The sequence below is a fragment of the Siphonobacter sp. SORGH_AS_0500 genome, assembly GCF_031453245.1.
Taxonomy (GTDB): domain Bacteria; phylum Bacteroidota; class Bacteroidia; order Cytophagales; family Spirosomataceae; genus Siphonobacter.
Map to the genome: position 1 here is coordinate 1,933,313 of NZ_JAVIYT010000001.1, position 21,586 is coordinate 1,954,898.

General features: G+C 46.3%; 19 protein-coding genes. 6 read left to right on the plus strand and 13 right to left on the minus strand.

Annotation, left to right across the window (positions count from 1 at the left end; translation table 11 throughout):
- Positions 1-55 precede the first annotated feature (55 nt).
- The 8 genes from hemF to sufC form a co-directional block, all read right to left on the minus strand.
- Positions 56-958: an oxygen-dependent coproporphyrinogen oxidase gene (gene hemF, locus QE357_RS07965; protein ID WP_309706618.1), complete on the minus strand. Its 903-nt coding sequence runs from the start codon at positions 956-958 to the stop codon at positions 56-58.
- A gap of 14 nt (positions 959-972) precedes the next feature.
- The gene (locus QE357_RS07970; protein ID WP_309706619.1) at positions 973-3,582 is read right to left on the minus strand and encodes a transglycosylase domain-containing protein; all 2,610 of its coding nucleotides are present in this window, start codon (positions 3,580-3,582) and stop codon (positions 973-975) included.
- Between the two features lie 129 nt (positions 3,583-3,711).
- On the minus strand, positions 3,712-4,146 hold the full coding sequence (locus QE357_RS07975; protein WP_106635632.1) for a BrxA/BrxB family bacilliredoxin: 435 nt from the start codon (positions 4,144-4,146) through the stop codon (positions 3,712-3,714).
- Positions 4,147-4,255: 109 nt separating this feature from the next.
- Positions 4,256-4,567, minus strand: coding sequence for an SUF system Fe-S cluster assembly protein (locus QE357_RS07980; RefSeq protein ID WP_106635633.1), 312 nt, complete (start codon positions 4,565-4,567; stop codon positions 4,256-4,258).
- 93 nt (positions 4,568-4,660) lie between these two features.
- Positions 4,661-5,083 (minus strand): SufE family protein, encoded by a 423-nt coding sequence (locus QE357_RS07985; protein WP_307142656.1) that lies wholly within the window; start codon positions 5,081-5,083, stop codon positions 4,661-4,663.
- Between the two features lie 182 nt (positions 5,084-5,265).
- Positions 5,266-6,504, minus strand: coding sequence for a cysteine desulfurase (locus QE357_RS07990; protein WP_369804071.1), 1,239 nt, complete (start codon positions 6,502-6,504; stop codon positions 5,266-5,268).
- Between the two features lie 369 nt (positions 6,505-6,873).
- Entirely contained in the window at positions 6,874-8,190 is a 1,317-nt protein-coding gene (gene sufD, locus QE357_RS07995; protein ID WP_307142658.1) for a Fe-S cluster assembly protein SufD, read from the minus strand.
- A gap of 71 nt (positions 8,191-8,261) precedes the next feature.
- On the minus strand, positions 8,262-9,020 hold the full coding sequence (gene sufC / locus QE357_RS08000; protein ID WP_106635637.1) for a Fe-S cluster assembly ATPase SufC: 759 nt from the start codon (positions 9,018-9,020) through the stop codon (positions 8,262-8,264).
- Between the two features lie 722 nt (positions 9,021-9,742).
- Here sufC and QE357_RS08005 point away from each other — a divergent pair.
- Positions 9,743-11,173 (plus strand): arginine deiminase family protein, encoded by a 1,431-nt coding sequence (locus tag QE357_RS08005; RefSeq protein WP_106635638.1) that lies wholly within the window; start codon positions 9,743-9,745, stop codon positions 11,171-11,173.
- Positions 11,174-11,188: 15 nt separating this feature from the next.
- On the plus strand, positions 11,189-12,121 hold the full coding sequence (gene ctlX / locus QE357_RS08010; RefSeq protein WP_307142659.1) for a citrulline utilization hydrolase CtlX: 933 nt from the start codon (positions 11,189-11,191) through the stop codon (positions 12,119-12,121).
- A gap of 258 nt (positions 12,122-12,379) precedes the next feature.
- Here ctlX and QE357_RS08015 read toward each other — a convergent pair whose 3' ends face one another.
- On the minus strand, positions 12,380-13,318 hold the full coding sequence (locus QE357_RS08015; RefSeq protein WP_309706620.1) for a M20/M25/M40 family metallo-hydrolase: 939 nt from the start codon (positions 13,316-13,318) through the stop codon (positions 12,380-12,382).
- Positions 13,319-13,528: 210 nt separating this feature from the next.
- On the opposite strand from QE357_RS08015, the gene QE357_RS08020 reads away from it, so the two are divergent.
- Positions 13,529-13,879, plus strand: coding sequence for a hypothetical protein (locus tag QE357_RS08020; protein ID WP_307142661.1), 351 nt, complete (start codon positions 13,529-13,531; stop codon positions 13,877-13,879).
- 4 nt (positions 13,880-13,883) lie between these two features.
- The gene (locus QE357_RS08025; protein WP_309706621.1) at positions 13,884-14,438 is read left to right on the plus strand and encodes a GNAT family N-acetyltransferase; all 555 of its coding nucleotides are present in this window, start codon (positions 13,884-13,886) and stop codon (positions 14,436-14,438) included.
- Here QE357_RS08025 and QE357_RS08030 read toward each other — a convergent pair.
- Together QE357_RS08030 and QE357_RS08035 are read right to left on the minus strand one after the other, a co-directional pair.
- Entirely contained in the window at positions 14,435-15,079 is a 645-nt protein-coding gene (locus tag QE357_RS08030; RefSeq protein WP_307142663.1) for an epimerase, read from the minus strand. The two genes, QE357_RS08025 and QE357_RS08030, sit on opposite strands and share 4 nt — an antisense overlap.
- 50 nt (positions 15,080-15,129) lie before the next feature.
- Positions 15,130-16,089, minus strand: coding sequence for an alpha/beta hydrolase (locus QE357_RS08035; RefSeq protein WP_309706622.1), 960 nt, complete (start codon positions 16,087-16,089; stop codon positions 15,130-15,132).
- A gap of 335 nt (positions 16,090-16,424) precedes the next feature.
- Here QE357_RS08035 and QE357_RS08040 point away from each other — a divergent pair, with 335 nt between their 5' ends.
- Positions 16,425-18,551 (plus strand): alpha-L-fucosidase, encoded by a 2,127-nt coding sequence (locus QE357_RS08040; RefSeq protein ID WP_309706623.1) that lies wholly within the window; start codon positions 16,425-16,427, stop codon positions 18,549-18,551.
- 350 nt (positions 18,552-18,901) lie between these two features.
- On the opposite strand, the gene QE357_RS08045 is transcribed toward QE357_RS08040, so the two are convergent.
- A complete protein-coding gene (locus QE357_RS08045) occupies positions 18,902-19,348 on the minus strand; it encodes a DoxX family protein (protein WP_106635645.1) in 447 nt (148 codons plus the stop codon).
- Between the two features lie 21 nt (positions 19,349-19,369).
- A complete protein-coding gene (locus QE357_RS08050; RefSeq protein WP_307142667.1) occupies positions 19,370-20,428 on the minus strand; it encodes an AI-2E family transporter in 1,059 nt (352 codons plus the stop codon).
- A gap of 341 nt (positions 20,429-20,769) precedes the next feature.
- Here QE357_RS08050 and QE357_RS08055 point away from each other — a divergent pair, with 341 nt between their 5' ends.
- Positions 20,770-21,573 (plus strand): inositol monophosphatase family protein, encoded by an 804-nt coding sequence (locus QE357_RS08055; RefSeq protein ID WP_307142668.1) that lies wholly within the window; start codon positions 20,770-20,772, stop codon positions 21,571-21,573.
- Positions 21,574-21,586: the final 13 nt, after the last annotated feature.

Consider the following 21,586-nt stretch of genomic DNA (forward strand, 5'->3'; position numbering starts at 1 on the left):
GCGTCTCTACGGAAAAAGAAAAAAGCTCAACCCGGAAGAGTTGAGCTGGTAAGTATTAAGCCCAGTCAATACCCTTACGTAACCATTGCAGGGTTCTTTCTTCAGCACTACCTGGCTCAGGATGATGATCGTACTCCCAGCGAGCCAGTGGCGGTAAACTCATTAATATGGACTCCGTTCGACCGTTGGTTTCCAGACCAAACTTAGTACCCCGATCGTGAACGAGGTTAAATTCAACGTAACGTCCCCGGCGTAACAACTGCCAGTCGCGTTGAGCTTCGGTATAGGCTTTGTCTTTATGCTTTGCCATGAAGCTCGTATAAATCGGAGCAAATGATTCGCCGATGGCTTTCGTAAACTCGAATAAATGCTCTTTCGACTGCGTTTCGGAGGGCTTCAGGTAATCATAAAAAATACCCCCGATGCCCCGCGTTTCGTCCCGGTGAGGAGAGAAGAAGTAATCATCCGCCCAGGTTTTGAACTTGGGGTAATAGTCTGGCGAAAAGCGATCGCAGGCCGACTTTAACTGTTGATGAAACCAGCGGGCATCTTCTTCAACGACGTAATGAGGCGTTAAATCAATACCGCCGCCAAACCAGCAGGTGCCTGTAGACAATTCAAAATACCGAACATTCATGTGAATAATCGGTACGTTTGGATTTACCGGGTGCTGAACGATGGACACGCCCGTGGCAAAAAATTCGGTCCCTTCCTCTACTCCCAGCGAAGCCCGCATCTTGGGATGAATTTCTCCCGATACGGCTGAAAAACCGACTCCCCCTTTTTCCAGAACAACACCGTCGGCAATGACCCGGGAGCGACCGCCGCCGCCGCCGGGGCGTTCCCAGAGGTCTTCCCGGAACCTGGCGAGGCCATCGGCTTTCTCTAGTTCCTGGCAAATGTGGTCCTGTAATCCTTTAAAATACTCGGAAATTTCCTGTTTATCTATAACGGCCATGCCGGAATTTGTCTTTAAAGATTCAATGAATCGGGTCGTATATCGATAGTGGGAGGTGCGAACAGATCTTCCAGTGAATCGTTTTCAAAATAATTAGTAGTATCACTCTGAATCGGAGCGTAATAAGACTGACAGGATTTGTATTCTTTCGAAATCGACAGATTCATTTCTTCCGCCGTTGGGAAAGGCTTCAGTGTGTAGGCTCCCGAGTTCAGCATTCGTAACATGAAGTCCTTATAAATCGGAAGTGCGGTTTGAGCTCCTTCGCCGCGTCGACCCTTGAAGTGAATACTTCGGTCATCACCTCCCACCCAGACTCCGGTCACCAGATCAGAGGTTACTCCCATGAACCAGCCGTCGGAATAATTGGAAGTAGTTCCGGTTTTTCCACCAAAGGAATCATATAACGTCTGGCGGGAAACGCCTTTAGGACTGAATTGCCAGAGGAGGCGAGAAGAGGTTCCTCCGCCTGAAACGCCACCCTGAAGCATATTTCGCAACAAGAAAGCTGATTCTGGACGAATGACCTGCGTCCGGTTTTTTACAGCCATATCCTTGAAATCGGCAATGATTTCACCATCACGACCTTCAATTCGAAGAATCAATTGAGGTTCAATGCGATAACCACCGTTAATAAAGGCTGAATAGGCTTCTACCATTTCATAAAGCGAAACGTCTTCCGATCCTAGTCCGACAGAAGGAACAGCCTGAATTCGGCTCTTGATGCCTAATTTATGAGCGTATTGAGAAACGGTGTCTGGGGTTACCAGATCCGTTACCTGAGCCGCTACGGAGTTGATGGAACGAGCCATTGCTTCGCGTAAGGTCATCTCACGGTAAGTGAAGTAACCTTCCGCATTTTGCGGAGACCAGCGTTTCTTCTCCCCGTTTTCTTCATATTCTTTAGTGAAGGGCTGATCCCTCACGGTATAACAAGGGCTCAAGTCACGTGGGCCATCGATAGCGGCACAATACATAATGGGCTTAAACGTAGAACCCGGCTGACGCTTGGCCTGACGAACGTGATCGTACTTGAAATAATTATAGTCCAGTCCACCAACCCAGGCTTTGATGTAACCCGTTTGAGGGTCCATCGCCATCATACCGGCTTGAAGCATCCGCTTGTAATAACCCAGCGAATCCATGGAAGTAAACTCTTCCTGACGGCGGGTAATCTGAGGGTCACCTTCTTTGGCCTTATCATTCCAGGCAAACACACGAACGGGGTGTTTAACCTTGGTCAGGTAATAACGGATCGAATCCGGCTGTCCGGGGAAACGTTTCGCTAAAGCTTTATAGGCTTCGGTACGTTTCATGGCCGAATCCAGGAAGTTTGGAATCTCCTGGCCGTTCTCGTAAATCCAGGGATTACGCGAGCCCAAGTGATTCTTAAATTCCCGTTGCGTCTGCCGCATATTTCCTACTAGAGCCTTAATGGCATCCGCCTGCATCCGGGAGTCGATGGTGGTATAAATCTTCAACCCATCGGTGTATAAATCAATACGCTCGTCATTGCTTTCCGCCCATTTGGCAACGGCTTCGGCAATGTATTTTTTGAAGTAACCTTCATAACCAATGGCTTCTTCTTCCTGAAGAGCTTTCTCGCGGTCAGTTCTCACGCCTAAATCCAGACGGGCGATGGAGTCGGCCTGGGGTTCCGTGAGGTAACCGTACTTAGCCATCTGGGCTAATACCACATTCCGGCGTTCTTTGGACCGCTCGGGATTGATGTAGGGATTATAGGTAGTAGTAGCTTTCTGTAAACCAACCAGAACGGCTCCTTCCTGTACGCTTAATTCCTGGGGCTGTTTTCCAAAATAAACCCGTGACGCGGTCCGAATACCGTAGGTGTTAGAACCAAAATCTACGGTATTGAAATACATCAGCAAAATTTCATCTTTTGAATACTGCCGCTCCAGCTTCAGGGCCGTTAGCCACTCTTTGGATTTAATCACAAAAAGCCCTACTACTGGAATAGAGCCTAGTAAGCCTTTACGGGCGATCCCCGTTTTCTTGCGGATTTTGAATAAGTTTTTGGCTACCTGCTGGGTAATGGTTGAGCCACCGCCGCGTTGGTTGCCGGTAATGACTCCAAAAGCCACCCGACCCATCGCAGGCCAGTCAATGCCACCGTGTTCGTAAAAACGGGCATCCTCGGTAGCAATCAGAGCTTCAACCGTATGTTTGGGAAGTTCCTCAAAATTGCGGACGGGCGTCCGGTTTTCAGTGAAAAAACGACCCAGCGGTTTTCCGTCAGCCGTATAAATCTCGGAAGCTACAGCTAGGTTTGGGTTCGCCAATTCTTCTGTACTAGGCGTTTCCCCGGTGAGGTACAGAAAGTTCGTTTCCAGTACAAACCAGTAGGCTAGTAATAAAACGAATAGATTTAGGCCAAAGCCAACAATTCGGCCGGGCCAGGGATGCTTCCGGCGAAAGGCCCGGTAAGGGGCTCGAATGCGATGAAACCAGAAGTCAGAAACATTGGTCTCAACTCGAGTATAAGAGGTACCGAAAATTCGTACTAATGCCATACGAATCAGGCTCCAGAGCTTCGAAAAAGCCCAGATAAAGGGGAAAGTAATGATCTTCCAGAGCGTCCTGAAAAAGCCGCGAATTTTTTCCATGTGTGCGTAAAATTCCTGCCTAGCGGGCGGATGAGGGCGAAGTTAACACTTCCCGTCAAAAAGTAAGCCCTTCCGATATTAACTCGAAAGGGCTTCTTTTATTTTATCCAATCTTTATTGCTGATTTTCTTAGGCTTCAGCGGAATTACAAAATTCATCAAAAACCATTTCCAGGTGTTGAGCAATAATCTCAGCAGGACGACCTTCGATGTGGTGACGCTCTACGAAATGCACCAGTTCACCGTCTTTAAATAACGCAATAGCTGGTGAGCTTGGAGGATAAGGCAGCGTAAACTCACGAACCTTAGCTGTAGCTTCCATATCCACCCCTGCAAATACAGTATACAGACGGTCGGGTTTAGCCTGAGAATTATTCACTGCATATTTTACACCGGGACGAGCCGTGCGGGCTGAACAGCCACAAACAGAATTGATGAAGACCAGCGTCGTTCCTTCTTCCGCTTCAGCCATGGCCTTATTTACATCTTCAGCCGAGTGTAATTCCTGGAAACCACCTTCAGTGATGTCCATACGCATGGGAAGTACGAGTTCAGCAGGGTACATTGACATTGCTTTATTTTTTTTAGTTTGAAATAGTATAGTTGTTGGTTGTTTGTTGATGGTTGTTGGAATTTTACGAACAACGAATACCCATCAACGAACAACTAAAAAATTACATGAATCCTAGTTCGAGTTTCGCTACGTCGGACATCATATCCTGCGAATAAGGAGGATCGAAGGTTAATTCCACGGAAACATCCGAAACCCCTTCAATCTCGCGAACTTTCTGCTCGGCTTCTCCCGGAATTTCACCCGCAGATGGGCAGGCGGGGGAGGTGAGCGTCATCAGTACGTATACGTTATTAACGGGAAAAATCTTGATGTCGTAAATCAGACCCAGTTCGTAAATGTCCACCGGAATTTCGGGATCATAAACGGTCTTCAGAGCCGCAACCACCTTTTCCCGTAATTCTTCTTCATTCATCTTTTTCGTTTGCAGTTTAGAGTTTTCTGTTTTCAGTTACTCATTTTCAGTAAGTTTTAACTGAAAACTGCAAACCGAAAACTGAAAACTAATTTAGTTCTTCAATGCACTGAAAGCCAGTGCGTAGGTTTTCATTTGTTTTAGCATCGAAGCCAGACCGTTGGAACGGGTTTGGGCTAAGTGTTGCTGAAGACCCACACGCTCCATAAAGTACAGATCAGCATTGATGATTTCTTCGGGGGTATGCCCGGAAAGAACTTTCACCAGCATCGAAATCAGACCTTTCACAATAATAGCGTCGGAGTCTGCGGTAAAAACAACTTTGTCGCCGTTAAGTTCAGCGTGTAACCAAACCCGACTCTGACAACCTTTAATGATGTGATCTTCAGTTCTGAACTGCTCTTCAAACGGAGCCAGTTTTTTCCCTAAATCAATGATGTATTCGTATTTCCCTTCCCAATCATCAAATAACTCAAACTCTTCGATGATCTCGTCCTGGGTTTCGTTAATAGTCATATTTTGTTGTTGGTTGTTAGTTAATAGTTGTTTGTAAAATCCAGTAACAAACAACCATCAGCCAATAACTGAATTAAAGCATGAGCTTTTTTACGCGGTGTAAGCCCGCTACTAATTTGTTGGTTGTTAGTTAACAGTTGTTTGAAAAACCAATAACAAACAACTATCAACCAATAACTAAATTAAGCCATGAGCTTTTTCACCCGGTGTAAACCCGCTACTAATTTGTCAATTTCTTCAATGGTATTGTAAAAAGCGAACGAAGCCCGTGTGGTTCCCAGAATACAGAAACGATCCATGACTGGTTGGGTGCAGTGGTGACCCGTTCGAACGGCAATGCCTTGCTGATCCAGGATGATACCGATGTCCTGGTGGTGAATACCCTCCAGAACGAAGGACAATACCGAGATTTTTTCTTTCGCCTGACCAATAATCCGAACACCCTCTATTTGACTTACCTGTTCTGTTGCATAGGTCAGTAAATGATTTTCATAAGCCGAAATAGTAGATTTACCGATGGAATTAATGTATTCCAGAGCGGTTTTCAGAGCAACTACGTCGGCAATGTTTGGGGTACCGGCTTCGAACTTATAAGGAAGATCATTGAAAGTCGTTTTCTCGAACGTTACTTCCTTAATCATTTCCCCGCCACCCATGTATGGAGGCATGGCTTCGAGTAAAGCCCGCTTGCCGTATAAGGCACCGATGCCCGTAGGGCCGTAGAGTTTGTGAGCCGAGAAAGCATAAAAATCGACATCCAGATCCTGGACGTCAATTTCAAGGTGGCTGCTGGCCTGGGCTCCGTCTACTAATACCACCGCACCGACGGCGTGAGCCTTGGCAATGATTTCCTTAACGGGGTTCACCGTGCCCAATGAATTGGAAGCATGGTTCACCGCAACGATCTTCGTGCGGTCGGAAAGCATGGTATCGAACGTTTCCATATCCAGTTCTCCATTTTCGAGAACGGGAATCGCCCGAACGGTTAACCCTTTTTCACCCGCCAGCATTTGCCAGGGAACGATGTTGGAATGGTGCTCCAGCCCGGAAATAATGATTTCGTCACCTGCTTTCAGAAAGTGACGACCATACGTTTGAGCCACGAGATTAATCCCCATGGTGGTGCCGGAGGTAAAAATAATTTCTTCTGCCGAAGGAGCGTTCAGAAAATCACGAACGGCCCGACGGGACGCTTCAAAATCAGCCGTAGCTTTTTCAGCCAGCGTATGAATACCGCGGTGAATATTGGCATTATAGCCCCGATAATAATTCATCAGAGCCTCAATCACCGCGACGGGCTTTTGGGTCGTAGCGGCGTTATCAAAGTAAACCAGTTTGCGGCCGTTTACTTCCTGATCCAGAATGGGAAAATCAGCCCGGATGCGTTCAATATCAAAACTAACTGCGGAGGTTGTAGTCATCATACTGGGAATTGGTTGCTGATGCGTTTGGGGTTAAAGGTTTCGTGTTTTGAGTTAATTTTCCCAAGACCTCAAAACCACAGCGGCGAACGCTATGAACCCCCTACACTTAATCAAGATTCTTTACTTTACAGTTGGTTTGGAGTTAAGAACGCTTGGTAATGGCTTATAAAATTAACCCAAAACTCTAAACTCCACTAACCTAACTCTACTAATCAAGATTGCTTGAAAAGAGTTTCGAAAGGTGAAGATATTACCTGTAAGAGTCTATCTTTTTACTAGAGTAACCTATTTTCTAAAAAAATGACCGAAACGATTGGTGATTGGGAAAATCCATCGTTTCGGTCACAAGACAAAGGAATCAGGTGATTAGACTTCGCCTACTTTTTTAGCAATAGCGGATTCCAGATATTCCCGGATGGCTGGGATTTTGATTTTCTCCACTACATCTTCTGCAAAAGCCAGCATTAATAAAGCACGACCTTTGTCTTTAGGAATACCTCTGGACTGTAAATAGAATAACGCTTCTTCGTCCATCTGACCCGTCGTCGTTCCGTGTGAACATTTCACGTCGTCGGCGTAGATTTCCAGCTGAGGCTTAGTATTCATGGTGGCATCTGGAGAAGCCAGCACGTTTTTACAGCTCTGGTAGGCGTTGGTTTTCTGGGCATCCTCGCGAACGAAGATCTTACCGTTAAAAACACCCGTCGATTTATCAAACATGATGCCTTTGTACAACTCGTTTGAGTAGGAGTTAGGCATCGCGTGATCTACCAGGGTATGGTTATCAATGTGTTGTTTGCCATTAGGCAGGTACAGGCCCGTCAGGTGAGCTTCTACGTACTCTCCACCCATAACCAGATTCAGGTTATTACGAACCCAGCCCCCGTTGAGGGTTACGGTTGTATCGTAACTCAACGCTTTATCGCTGTGGTGAACCTGAGTGGTGCCAATGTGGAAGGCTTTTTCTGATTCGTCCTGAACCTTGTAGTGATCGTAATTGGCTTCTTTGCCTAAAAAGGCTTCCGTAACGGTGTTCGTGAATGAAGCAAATTCTCCCAACGTTCGAAACGATTCAGCTACTTTCAGCGAAGCTCGCTCTTCCACGATAATCAGGTTACGCAGTTGAACCGCTACATTTTCGGTACGGGCATCAGAAATGAACCGCAGAATGATCGGGGCTTCTACAACTTTGCCTTTGGTCACGTGAATAAAAGCACCGTACTGAGCAAAAGCCGTATTCAGAGCCGTAAAAGCATCATTTGAATCGTCGGCATATTTGGCGAAGTGCTCTTCAACTAACGCGGGATATTTTTTATATCCTTCGGTAAAGGTCAGAATCTCCACTTCGTCAGCGGGCGACACGATGGTCGAAAGCTGGGGCTGATACTGACCGTTGATAAAGTAAAGTATATTTCCTGCCAGATTCGGGATTTCGAGGGAAGTCAGATGGTCGTGCGAGATCTCAGCCGAAGGAGTAATATTAAACTCCTGACTAACGAGATTTTTGACGTTCGAATACTTCCACTCTTCATGTCTGATCGTCGGAAAACCTAACTGCTCGAAACGCGACAGGGCGAGCCGGCGTCGCTGATGAAGCGAGCTGCGGCTTTCACCGTTGAGTCGGGTTTCGTTGAGCTGAAATTCGGCGATCAACTGGGCTTTAAAATCAATCGGAGTAGTCATTACTATCGTTGAATGTAAAATTGAGAATGTTGAATGGAGAGTTCTCTCCACGGTCCATTCTTCATAATCAATTAAACCAGAGCGTCGACTTCCGCCTTGATCCAGTCGTAACCTTTTTCTTCCAGTTCGAGAGCCAGTTCTTTCGTACCGGATTTCACGATACGGCCTTTGTAAAGAACGTGAACGAAGTCAGGGACGATGTAATCTAGCAAACGCTGGTAGTGAGTTACTACGATGAACGAGCGTTCGCCATCGCGGAGGGTATTAACGCCTTCTGCCACGATACGCAGGGCATCGATATCCAGACCAGAGTCCGTTTCGTCCAGAATGCCTAGCTTGGGTTCAAGCATTGCCATCTGGAATACTTCATTGCGTTTTTTCTCACCGCCGGAAAAGCCTTCGTTCAGGGAACGGCTCAATAAAGACTGATCAATATTAACCAGCTTCATTTTTTCCTTCATGCGTTTCAGGAAGCTTACCGCATCGAGTGGCTCTTGACCCTGATATTTTCGGATCTCGTTCAGAGCCGTTTTCAAAAAGTTGGTGGTAGATACACCGGGAATCTCTACTGGATACTGGAATGCCAGAAAAATACCTTCCGCGGCCCGTTCTTCAGGAGCCAGTTCGAGCAAATCCTTGCCTTCAAAAAGTACGCTACCGCCCGTTACGTCGTAGTCTTCACGACCCGCCAAAACAGAAGCCAGGGTACTCTTACCCGAGCCGTTTGGGCCCATAATCGCGTGAACTTCACCGGGTTTCACTTCCAGATTGATGCCTTTCAGAATCTGCTTTTCCCCAATGGATGCCTGAAGGTTCTCTATTTTAAGCATAGCTGCTTTGTGTCAAGTAAGTGGTTCTAAACTGCAAAGGTACAGGTTCTCAGTTAAAAGAACGCTGTTTGTGAAAGGATAACTTGCTTTTGAAAAGATTGGTTCTCCTAAAATCAGGAAGTTACTGGTGGATAAAGAGAAAAATAGGGGGGGATTAAATGAAGATTTTTAGGGGGTATTCCTACAATAGAAGTATAACACCTCCGGGGTTATTCAAGCGGGGAAAGGGAAACCCATACCATGATCTACCTGATAACCTTGATTTATTCTGTTCTCATAACCTCCATTTGGAGGACCCGTATGTAATGCGGGCCACTGACAGTCTTCCCCGGGGCTATCCATAGTTTAACCCCGCTGGGGTTTTGAATAAAGAAAAACAATAAGGGTTTCGCCAAGTAACCGTGTTGCTTGGCATATGAGCCATTCAGATTAAGCCCCGACAGGGCTGGCAAGCGTTAGCCAAATGACCCCAAAATCCCCTCAGTAGGCGAATTTCGGCCTTTTAAGAATGATCATCCCGAAAACTTTTTTCTGGGTTTAAAAGCAATAGGCCCATTTTTGGCGATTTGAGCTGGAGATGAAATTTTTCACTTTGCAGAAAGCGTTTAACTTGCGGCCAACCATGTATAGGGAGTCAAAGATGGTATCAACGAAAACCTAATAAACCGACGAGCAAATCTTGTCCTTAATCACCGCCTGATTCCCGTCCAAAAATGTAGTGTATGCAATCCATTTCAGTTTCGAGTGAAGTAGGAACCTTAAAACGCCTGCTCATTCACAGTCCAGATTCAGGATTAGGGAAGGTAGTCCCTTCCAAGGCTCAGGACTGGCTATTCGAAGACATTGTGCATCTGGATACGATGCGAAAAGACGAGTACGACTATTACGTTAAAATTCTTCTATACTTTCTCGATCCTGAGAAAATCAAGGGCAAACTTGCCGCTATTGATGCTGACCCCAAGCGATCCTTTTATAAACCCGATCATCCTGAATATTTCAATTCCAGCAGAGTCATTGAATTTCAGAAACTGCTGGCCGATATCCTGGATAATGATCAGGTAAAAACCAAACTCATCGCGGCGATTTGTGCCGTTGAACACGAATGGTACACCACGCAGAATGAGTTGAGTGAACTGTCTTCCGTGGAACTGGCCAAAACGCTGATTTCGGGAACAACACCCGCAGGCGAAATGCTTTTTGCTCCCGTACCAAATTTCATTTTTACGCGGGACATTGGTATTACCATCAATGACCATTTTCTGCTGAATAAACCGGCCAAACAGGCCCGCACGCGGGAAGCCTTACTAGCTCAATATATCTTTTATACGCACCCGGTTTTCGCCGATCTTCGCGGGAAAATTATTGAGTTACCCGACAATGAACTGTACTTTTTGTTACCCGATAACGAAAAGAATTACAACAAAACCACGCTGGAAGGCGGCGACGTAATGATCGTTGCACCAAATCACCTGGTCATTGGCGTTTCGGAACGGACGACGGTTTTTGCGGCTCAGCAGGCCATTAAAATTCTGTTTGAGAAGCACGTAGTCGATAAGATTACCGTCGTGAAAATTCCCTTCAAGCGGGATTATATGCACCTCGATACGGTTTGTACGCAGGTAAAGAAAAACGTCTGGGTGGTGTTAGGGTCCTTACTCAAGCAAGGCCGCCACGGCGAAGATCAGATTGATCCCACCATGAGTGGGCTGATTCCGCCTAAGTTAGATGATGACGTAAAAATTGTTCAGTTTTTTAAAGGAGAAACGGCTACCCGCGAGTTGGCTAGTCTGGAAGAGTTACTCATTCAAATCAGCGTTGAAGATTTAGGCTGCTCGCCGGAGGAGGTAAGGTTTATCTATTCGGGTAATAACGAATTCCCTTACGGGGCCCGTGAGCAATGGACGGACTCCTGCAACCTGTTGGCCTTGAAAGAAGGCGTAGTGATTGGGTACGATCGTAACGATAAAACCCTTGAAGCGTTCCGTCAGCAGGGATTTCGTACCGTTCGGGCGGCTGATTTATTACAGGAATTTGAGCAGGGCATTACTTCACCCGACACGCTGACGGATACCTTTATTATGTTACCCAGTGCCGAATTATCCCGGGCCCGGGGTGGTTCGCACTGTATGTCAATGCCTTTATTGCGTAGCTAGCACTTATTTAATACCATGAGAACGCAGTCCACAAGTAACCTATTAATGATCCGGCCCGTACGGTTTGGATTTAACGAACAAACCGCGTCTTCCAACGCTTTTCAGGATGTTCACGCGGCGGATGAAACCAAAGAAATTGCCCAGCAGAAAGCTCTCGAAGAGTTTGACGAAATGGTGCGTTTATTACATGCCAAAGGCGTAAACGTGCTGGTCATTGAGGATACGGTTGAACCCTACACGCCCGACTCCATTTTTCCGAATAACTGGGTGAGTTTCCATTTCAACGGAACGGTGATTACCTATCCGATGCAGGCGGAAAACCGTCGGCTAGAGCGACGGGAGGATATTCTGAAACAGATTGAAGAGCATTTTTACATCAATCGCCGGGTAGATTTAACGGCTTTTGAGAACGAAGGCAAGTTTTTGGAAGGTACCGGATCGATGGTTCTGGATCGGAAATACAAGATTGCTTATGCCTGCCTTTCTCCTCGTACGAACGAAGAAGTTTTGGATGCCTTTGCCTTGCAGATGAACTACGAAGTGGTAAAATTCCACGCTGTAGATGAGCTGGGTCGCCCCATTTACCATACCAACGTATTGATGTGCATTGGTGACATGTTCGCAGTCATTTGTCTGGATGCGATTCCCGATCCTGACGAGAAGTTTATCGTACGGAGTTCACTGGAAACATCCGGTCGGCAGATTATTGAAATTACACTGGATCAGATGAAGCATTTTGCGGGTAATATGCTCCAGATTCGCAATACGAAAGGAGAGCAGATTTTGATGATGTCGACGAAGGCCTATGAAAGCCTGACGCCCCGACAGATTGATTCGCTTGACGACTACTGCCAGATTTTACACACGGACCTGAGCATCATCGAAAGCAACGGTGGCGGTTCGGCTCGTTGCATGATTGCGGAGATTCACCTGCCGGTTAAATATTAAGGTAGAGACGCGACTTCATCGCGTCTGGGTAGAGGCGGGTTTGGGTATTTTTAAACTAATATTATTCCCAGACAAGACGCCATAAATGGACGTCTCTACGTTTGAAAACACTCACTAGTGCGAGATTCCCATCTTGCACTAGTGATAGAAAGGCGGTTTTGGTTACCTTTTGTATTATCGCCATTTCCCGGCAAAGACGCCATAAATGGACGTCTCTACAAAAACGGGAATCGAGGTATGATCGATTCCCGTTTTTTATTACTGAACTGTGGTGAAGGTCATTTTTGGCAATTTTAGGGCCTTTTCAATAACCTTAATCTCCAGATCCAGAATGCCCGCTTCTGATTTCAGATCAATCTTTTCGGGATCGTCGGTAGGTTTGTGATAATCCTCGTGACCGCCCGTGTGAAAGAATAAAACTGGAATGCCTTTCGCATAAAAAGCCGCATTATCCGAGCCGCCATTTCCGGCCCGATCCGTGAAATATTTGATGGAAGCCTCCTGGCCTTCAAAGATTCCCGGCCAGGCGTCACTGGTGCCTACACCACCCACGCCTACACCTCGCTCGGGATTGTAGCGACCAATCATGTCCATGCAGATCATGAAATTGAGTTGATCGAGGGGTACCGTAGGGTTATTCAGGAAGTAACGCGAACCCTGCAAGCCAAGCTCTTCAGCACCAAAAGCAATGAACAGGAAGTTATATTCTTCTTTTACCCCATTTCTCGAGAAATAACGAGCCAGTTCCAGCAAACCCGCCACACCAGAAGCATTATCATCCGCTCCGTTATGAATTTTACCTTCGGGGTTAGGTTCCAGCGAGCTGCCTTGCCGACCCATGCCGAGGTGATCGTAATGAGCACCGATGACAATGGTATTCGCCGCCCGATTATTGATAAAACCAATGACGTTCTTGGCTTTACGCAAGCTATCCGTTACCACTATTTTCTTCACTCGAGCCGTAAAAGGTTGCCAATACCCCTCTGACCCCATGGGTAATAAGCCCAGTTTTCGAAACTCTTTGGTAATGTACTGAGCGGCTTTATCATTTTCCTTGCTACCCGTTCCACGGCCTTTCATCTGATCCGAGGCCAAGGTTTTAATATGGGTTGAGATACGATCCGTCGAGGGAAGATAATCTTGTCCGAAGAGTGGACTGGAGGCTAGCAAACCCAGCAGTGCAATCAGTTTTTTCACAGAACAGAAGTGTTAATAATGGATTTCAAAAGTAAGGCTGTCCTGGCGGTGACTCCTTCTTTTTTTCATTTTGAAAAAGAAAACCTTTCAAAACGGAAAGCCATTGGTTACTAAAGAAAAGAGTAATGAATTGACTAATAACGTTTTATAAAATTTACTGCGGGCTGGCTGTTGTTTGGTAAGAGTAGAGGCAAATCAAAGTTAATTACGATGGAAGCTTTGCAACTGGATTTATGGCATCTGCTGAAAACGCATCTTCCCGATTTCGAGAATGACTCGTGTCACCTGAGTGCCTATCGACTTACTACTCAACTATTAAAGCTCACCCGGCATTATGCCGATACGCACGATTTCATCGCCGTTCGGCATTGTTTTCTGGTGGCCAATGATCTTTTAACCGAAGGTTCCAGCTCTACTCAGAACGCTGTATGTTCAGTTTACGTATACGGTCTGGAGAATCTTCTGTATACCCAATCCAACTCCCGTGAGGTATTACTTCGGCTCATGCCTTACGCTTTACACGAAGAATACCGCCGTCAGATTACGCATTCATTACCTTAAAATTATGGAAGACCAACCGTTTATAATAGAGGAAGCCTCCACCAAACACCTCGTTTGGGCCGAACAAATTTGTGAAGCCATGCGGGAAAGTGCCGTCGCTCGGGGTACGGGCATTGGTGATCGTTCGCCGGAAGATATTCGTCAGAAAATGCAGCAGCATCAGGCCTTAGTCGCCGTAGACTCGCAGGGGCGTTGGGCGGGATTTTGTTTCTGGGAAATGTACGAAGAGGGAAAATTTGTTTCCAATTCCGGCCTGATTGTAGCTCCACAATTTCGGGGTAAAAAATTGGCCGAGTTATTGAAAACCAAACTGTTTGGGTATTGTCGCTCGCTTTTTCCTAAAGCCCGAATCTTCGGGATTACGACCGGAACCGCCGTAATGAAAGTAAATACGAAACTGGGTTTTCAGCCTGTTGCGTTCGATGAACTAACTCATGATCCCGCCTTCTGGAAGGGTTGTCAGATTTGTAAAAATTACGACATCCTGACTCGCACCCAGGGACGTTATTGTTTGTGTACGGGAATGATTTTCGATCCTGAAAAACAACGAGTTGGCTAAGCGTGAGCCAGTTTTACGATATCCCGAACCTCTAATACCCGAGCAGGATAACCCTTCAAAACGGAATTAATCATGGCCTGACCTAATTCGGCCAGTGTGCTTACGGAGTCTGGGAAAAACTTCCGCATGGCGGGATAAAGCCAGTTGATGAACGTATAGAGGCCAATCGTATTTTTGAGCCCTGGTGTGGGTTTCATGAAACCCGGACGAAAAGCGTAGGTATTCTTGAAGGGCAACTTCGCCAGATCGTTTTCGGTCTGGCGTTTGACTTTGGCCCACATCAGCGAGCGATCCGTACCTGCCCCCGAAACATACGTAAAGACCAGATGCGGTGATTGTTGCACCAGCGTTTCCGCAAAGTGCATCGTTAAGTCGTAAGTAATTCGTCGATATTCCGGTTCTTTCATGCCTAGCGACGACACGCCAAGGCAAAAAAAGCAGGCATCGTAACCGCTCAACTGTGGAGCGATGGGAGCAAGGTTAAAAAAATCTGGATGAACGATCTCCTGCATTTTCGGATGACTGATGCCCGAAGGTTTTCGGTTAATAATCAAAACCTTCGTGACAGCTGGGTGAAGCAGGCATTCATGCAAAACGCCTTCGCCCACCATTCCGGTAGCTCCTGTAATGATAACTTTCATGTGGAGTAGGTTTACAAATTCCTAAAGAAGAACTTCAGGAATTTAATTGATTACTTTAGGAAACTTAAAACGGCTTTCGTGTATGCTGGTAAGTCCTGGATGTGCGGAATGTGGCCTACGCCGGGCAACTCCACGAGCTTACTGCCTTTGATTTGCTGCTGCGTACGCTTGCCCAGAGCCGGGTACTGTCCGTATTGACTCACAAGCTCTTTGGGGACGCGATTCTTCCCCACAATCGTTCGGTCTTCCTGACCGATGATTAATAACGTCGGCACACGGATGCGGTTGAATTCATAACAAACGGGTTGCTCATAAATCATCTGGTAGGTCAAAGCATTAACCCAGGCAATTTCTTTAAAGCGGGGATCTTTCAACGCCGAAGCCTGCACCTTCACCCATTCTTCATACTCGGGTTTCCATTGCGGGTAATAACTCTGCTGGTATTTTTTATAGGACTCGTAAGTGGCCGATAATTCATTGGTATATAACTCGTTCAGCGGAGCATAAGGCACCATGGTTCGGTAATCTTCCAGACCAATCGGGTTTTCCAGAATGAGCTGATGCACTTTTTCAGGAAACATCAACGTAAAGCGAGTAGCCAGCATGCCACCCATGGAATGAGCAATCAGGGTTACCTTAGTAATATTCAGCGAATCCAGTAATCGTTTATTCGTACTCGCCAAAGCATGAAAACTGTAATGCAAATCGGGATAACTGGATTTACCCCAACCGACCTGATCGGGAACAATAACACGGTAACCTGCCTGACTTAGAAAAGCAATCACTTCCCGCCAGTATATACCATTGAAGTTCTTTCCGTGAAAAAGCAGGGCCGTTTTTCCATTTGCTTTTCCTTGGGCCGGAATGTCCATGTAGGCCATGTCTACCGTTTTCTGTTCCTGATTAACGCGAAAAATATGGACGGGGTAGGGGTATTGAATTTCCTGAGCGTAACCCGAAACAACCAGCAAGAACAAAAAAATAGAGAGTAAGAAAGGGCTGATTTTCATAATAGAGGCAGATTCTAAGAGAACAGAGCAAAAAGAAATGTTCCAAGAGATGAAAATAAATCGGTAATTCACGAATTAATTAAACAAAGCATACGCCATTCGATTACCTACAATACTAACCACTCCGCCTGTGGAGATGGGTTGATTTAGTTTGAGGAGGTTAGCGTTAATTTGAAGTTTGATGGGGTTGGAAAGGACTGATCATTAGTTAATCAGACCTCATGTACATCCAGCTCTTAGGTTTTGCGGATGTAATTGTAACCACCGCAATGCTAGCAATTTAACCCGAAAGGAAGCCTTCAAACCAGTTCAAACCCATTAAACCTGCTGTCTTTATGAACCGAATAGTACTGATTGTTTTAACCCTTTGTTGCAGCTTTAGTTCCTGGGCCCAGCAGGCGTCGAAGGCCTTGCAAACCTGGAAGAATGACAAATATTCCATGTTCATTCACTTTGGGGCTTATTCGGCTTTGGGGGGTGTTTGGGAAGGAAAGCCCGTAACCCGGGGATATAGTGAACAAATTAGGGCCCATGCACCTGGCTTATACAGCGATACGTATGAAGGCGTGGTCCGAAACTTCGATCCTAAACTCTGGAATCCTGATTCAGTCGTAGCTCTGGCGAAAGCCGCGGGGATGCGTTCGGTGGTATTAACATCCAAGCACCATGATGGTTTTTGTATGTTTAAATCCGCTTTCACGAAGTTCAACATCGTGGATGCTACTCCGTATAAACGTGATATAGTGAAAGAGCTGGCCGAGGCCTGTGAACGCCAAGGCATGAAGTTTGGGCTTTATTACTCCATCATTGACTGGCATTTTCCGGCAGCTTATCCCATTTCCAGCAGTAACTCTGATCCCATTCCGGCGGCTCATCACGAGTACAACAAAAATCAGGTTCGCGAACTATTAACCCATTACGGACCTATCTCCGAGTTATGGTTTGACATGGGTTCGCAAACCCCGACTCAAAGCCAGGAACTGGCCGACTTAGTGCACGAACTACAGCCGGACTGTATGGTTAGTGGTCGCATTGGTAATGAGGCCGGGGATTTCTGCGTGATGGGAGATAATGAATACCCGAACTATAAAATCGCGACGCCCTGGCAAACGCCCGCTTCGATCTATGATGAAACCTGGGGGTATCGTTCCTGGCAGGAGCACGGCTCGGCGGATGATAAAGCTCGTGAAAAATTGGTGAGTTTACTGAAAGTAGTGAGTCGGGGCGGAAATTATCTGTTGAACATCGGGCCTCGTGGCGATGGAACCGTAGTAGAATTTGAGCGGGACGTATTACTGAAAATGGGGGATTGGCTCCGTCAAAATGGCGAGGCGGTGTATGGCACTAAGGCCGATCCCTTCCCGAATCCATTCAAGTGGGGTGAGGTAACGACGAAAGGACGTAAGCTGTATTTGTCGCTGCTGGGCATGCCCGCTGGCCGAACGATTACTCTGCCCGGAATTACGGGAAATTTGCAGATTATCCATGTGCTCGGCAAACCCCGTGAGACAGCTTCTTTCAAACGCGTTGGTAACGATATTCAGATCATCTTACCCGCTGAAATCAAGTCGGTTAAAGATATTCCGGTAGTAGTGGTTGAGTTTAGCGATGACTTTAAGGTAGCTCCGGCTAATGTTATTCAGGTGAATGCCATTCAGAAAAATCTGGTTTTATCCCATGCCAATGCTCAGCATGAGTACAGCATTGGTGGGGTAGATTACAACAGTTATTACCGAACTACGGTTAAGGAATCCTGGCGATTTGAAATTCCAAAAACTACTGCCGTTCATCCCCTGGTTGTTTTTTCGGATGAAGAAAAAGGAAAAAGCATTGATCTGGATGTAAATGGGGTACGTCGTTCCATCATTCTTGACGATGGTGAGCCTTATCAGATGGCCAAAACCGGAAAGGTAACCTGGGGGCCGACGTATCTGAATCAGGCCAAAGGAACGGGCATTGGCTGGGGAAGTGTATTAACGATCGATCCATCCAAGGGCTGGCCCCTGCGGGAAGGTCCGATCTGGAAGGAAATTAACCGGAGTGAAGTACGTCAGCTTCCTGCCGAACCTTCACAAAGCTGGTTCGTACTACAGGAGTTAACTACCGACCGCCCTCAGAATTTGATGGTTGAAATTTTAAGCGGTGATGGTATCGGGGTTTGGCTGAACGGCGAGCAGCTTTTACTCCATAGCAACCGGGCCAAAACCGACTCTACCCGTGATCTGGTTTTACTTAAATTGAAAACAGGTTCCAATCAGTTACTGGTGAAACTTTATAATCGTTACCATGAGCAGGTACCGCTGTCCATTACCGATCAGGTACCACAGGTCATGTATCGGAAACGACTGGATCGGATTCCTCTGGAACTGAGTAATGACGTAAGCTGGCAATTGCACGACCCGTCTTCCCCGCACCAGGATCTGGAGTTACCAAACCTGTTTCTGGAGTGGAAATTGAAGTAGTTTTCCGTTTACGGTTTTCAGTTTTCAATTGCGTTGGTACCCAAAGAGGCCGGTGAAAACCGGCCTCTTTGGGTTAGAGAATAGACAACCTCGGAAGGGGTTAATTATGAATAGCCCCGGATGATAATCTGGGTTCCATTCAGACCGGGGTTTCTGTAAATAAGACCAATCTAAATAACAATCTGGGGTAATGCGTTTGTTGTTACGAGATTCCCCGGGTTCCACCCGGGGCTATTCAGATTAAACCCCTCCAGGGTTATGATTATTATTAGAGGGTACTGAAAAAATCTGACAATCAACTTATTTCTAAGGTTTCTGATTATTATTTAGAGGGTACTGAAAACCGTAAACTAAAAACTGAAAAACCAGACCCAGCCAATGAAGAACAATTGCAGCGGCATTCGGAGCCAAAGATACGCAAGGCCGGGGCCGTCGGTTGTGCCTTTTTGGTAGTCGATACGATGAAAGGCCGCGTAAATATTGGCTGGTAAAATCAGAATGAAAAACAGCATAAGCCACAAAGCAGTCAAGTGACGAAAGCTGGGAATCATCAAACCAATGGCCGCGGCTACTTCAATAACGCCCGTTACATAAACCAGCGGAACCCGATAGGGAACGAAAGGAGGTAACATCTCCGCCATGCCTTTCGGAAACATAAAATGTCCCAGTGCCGTAAAGAGGAGCATTACGCTCATGCCTACATTACCAGCAAAGCGAAGGTGCCATTCTCCCGAGGCCAGCCAGAGCACAAGTAAGGTAAGTAACGTGACGATCAGTAAAACATATAAGGGCTTCATAAGCAACAGTTAGGATTATTCTCATTCATCTCGCCCCTTAAAAATAGTCCTTTCCTGCTTTTCTTCCGCGATTAATTGCCGATTCGTTCGCTCAAAAACCTTGAATAAAACAATCAGGTATGCAATTAAAAGGGGACCAATAACCAATCCCAGAATTCCGAAAAGTGGTACGCCCAATACCACGCCGGTCAGGGTAATAAGGGGGTGAACATCGCCCATCCGTTTAGCCAGAATGATGCGTAAGACGTTATCGACATTCGTTAACACAATCGCTCCTACCAACAAAATTCCAATGCCCCGGCCCGTATCACCCTGAGAGATGGCGATTAACCCGGCAGGTCCCCAGACAATAGGCGTTCCTAAAACGGGAATGAAGCTCAAAAAGAAAGTAACGGTTCCCCAGAAAGCAGCGTCGGGCGTGCCAAAAATCCAGAGGGTAATTCCTGTTAAAATCCCTTGAATCAGAGAAATCAGGCCCTGACCAAGGATGTTGGCATTCACCATGTTCTTCAAGCTTTCGCCTAGTTCCTGGTCGGTATTGGAGTCAAAGGGAAGGTAACGCTTCAGGCCATTGAGAAAACTTTCTTCCTGCGTAAACATGTAGTAAAGCGTAAAGAAGAGTAGGCCAAGAATAATCAATACGTCCAGCGTGCCTCCAATGATGCTGGGAAACTGCTGACTGGCCCAGCCAGCTCCCTGTTGAATGAGGGATTTTATATTGTTTTGATCAGTAATGGAAATCCCCGTCAGATCCTCAATTTTTTCTACCAGTTTCAGAATATCTTCATAATTCTGACTGTAATACCTCACCCGGTCGGCCAGTAACAAACTCAGCACCAGAAAGGGAATGATAATGACGATGATTGAAAAGAGTAATAAGCCTACGGAAACCCACGTACGGTTAAGCTTCTTTTTATTAACCAGATTAGTAAGCCAGGGACGAAAAATAACGTATAGGATGGCGGCTCCGAAGAAAGCCGTAATATACTGACGTAACCCGGCAATGATAAATCCTGAAATAACGATCAGACTAAAAATAAGCAGATAACGCTGCTGTTTGGGGGTATATATGGATGACATAAGGGGTAGAATTGAAGGAATAACGTTCGTGAATGGCCAGACGGGCAAAGCTTACCATTTTTAATGATAAGGGCAGTACGATTTCTTAAAAAACAATACCTGGTTTTAACTTAATACGATTCGGAAAGGGCAGGTTCATTTGAATAATCGTTACTTTGTCTTTACAAACGAGTCGATGGATGATTCGTTACCAGCGATACTAAATAGTTAATTATTTTTAGCGGCCGCCGCTGCGGTTGTTAATGGATTGATATTCAGGTTTTACAACTGAACCATCTATCATTAAATAATGACAAGAACTTAAAGACACGCCGCAAGCAATTGTTAAATCACGATACCCTATGAGTTTTGAGAAAATTACCCTGGAAGTCACCAAGTTGGCCAAAGCTGCCGGGGAGTTCATGTTAGCCGAATTGAAACATTTTGATTCTACCCGAATTGAGCATAAATATGGCGAGAACTTTAATCTGGTTTCCTACGTCGATAAAGAAACTGAAACGCGTCTGGTAGAAGGGTTATCGGGGCTGATTCCGGGTTCAGGATTCATTACCGAAGAAGGCACCGTAGAGCAGGCCAAAGATCAGGATCTGGTGTGGGTAATCGACCCGCTCGATGGCACGACTAACTTTCTGCACGCCTATCCGCAGTTTTGTACGAGTATTGGCTTATTGCAGGGTGGTAAACCCGTAGCAGGCGTAATTTACGAGCCTTTCCGCGATGAAATGTACTATACCTGGAAAGACGGCGGAGCCTGGATGAACAAGCAACAACTGGTGGTTTCGAAAGTAAGCGAAATTCGTCATAGCCTGCTGGCTTGTGGTTTCCCCAGCCGCCAGAATCAGAAAACGGATGCGTACATGGACATGATTCTGAAAATCACCCGCGAATCGCACGGGTTCCGTCGCATCGGTTCGGCGGCTCTGGATTTGGCATATACCGCTCGGGGCTGGTTTGAAGGTTATTTTGAGTATAACATCAATAGTTGGGATATTGCGGCTGGGGTGTTACTGGTGGAAGAAGCAGGGGGTAAAGTAACCGATATGAAAGGCGGCGACAGTTACCTGGCCAACGGCGAAATCATCAGCTCGAACGGCCTGGTGCATGACGAGCTGGTTCGCATGATTCGGGAAAGTTTAGGAGAGTAATCGGGTTTGAAAA